Annotated in this window: 2 pseudogenes; both read right to left on the minus strand. The window is 74.1% G+C overall.

The features are described from left to right. Positions 1 to 36: 36 nt before the first annotated feature. Positions 37 to 1,003, minus strand: a pseudogene (locus tag R1101_RS28600) (N-acetylglutamate synthase, CG3035 family). A gap of 22 nt (positions 1,004 to 1,025) precedes the next feature. After that, a pseudogene (locus tag R1101_RS31255) lies at positions 1,026 to 1,103 on the minus strand (peptide deformylase); the annotation flags it as partial.

The following is a 1,103-nucleotide window of genomic DNA, read 5'->3' on the forward strand; positions in this document are numbered from 1 at the left end:
CCAGGTAGCAAGGCGCACATGCCCACTGTAGGTGACCTATCCGACGGGTTCGGAGGCGTACCGGTAGCGGTGGTGGTCGACGAAGCCCGAGTTCGCGGTACAGGGCGCGGGCCGCCGTGTTCGACTCCTCGACCTGCAGGTATGCGTGGGTCGCGGCCTGCTCGCGGGCCCAGTGCAGGACGGCGCCGCACACGAGCGTGCCGAGTCCGCGGCGCCGGTGCTCGGGCGCGACCTCCACGGCCGACAGGCCCACCCAGCGGCGTCCGTCCGGGGCGTCGGTGACCGCCGCGCGGCAGATCGCCAGGGGCGGCTGCCCGGGCACCCCGATACGGCCGAACCCGAGGATGCCCGCGGCCACCGCGCCGAGCACGTCCTGCGCGACCACCGGATCGTCACCGGTCCGGTGGAGCGACATCCAATCGGCATCCGGCCGGTCGGTGATCGTGACCGGGGTGGGCTCCGGGGGCAGCGGCACGTTCGCGAGGTCGGCTCCCATCACGAGCACCGGCTCCGAGGTCGGCCAGCCCTCGGGGATCCGGCCGAGCCGATCGGGCACCAACAGCCGCAGCGGCAGTCCGCGTGCCGCGAACCATCCGCGCAGCCGGGCCCGCACGGCCGGATCGGCGGGATCGGCCACGGTCCCGCGTTCACCCAGCGGCGTCGCCGAGTTGGCGCGCCGGGTGAAGCCGTGCCCGGCCCGCACGAGCCACCCGTCCACCCAGTTCGACTCCAGACCGGGCCACCCCGCCGCGGCGGCGTGTTCGAGCGCACGGATCTCCGAGACGCGGATCGGCCGCGCCGCGATCGGTTTGAGAGCGACGACCGAGGCGGGGGACACCTGGACGACACGACCGTCGGCGCTGCGCACCGCGACCACCGGCTCGACGGAGACGAGTTCGCCGATGACGTCGGTCATCGGGTGGCTGTAGCCGGCGGGCAGGCGGTACCGCAACACCACCCGGGTGCCGAGGGGTACGGGTGCGGCCGGACGGTCGGTCGTCATCGACGGTTCGCCGGTCGTCTCGTCAGTCGTCCTCGTCGTGGCCGAACGGGTCCTCCACCGAGCCCGGCAGCCAGGTCAGGCCCGGAACACCCCATCCGGC

The sequence above is a fragment of the Rhodococcus sp. R1101 genome (genome assembly GCF_000278445.1).
In the GTDB taxonomy this organism is placed as follows: domain Bacteria; phylum Actinomycetota; class Actinomycetes; order Mycobacteriales; family Mycobacteriaceae; genus Rhodococcus; species Rhodococcus gordoniae.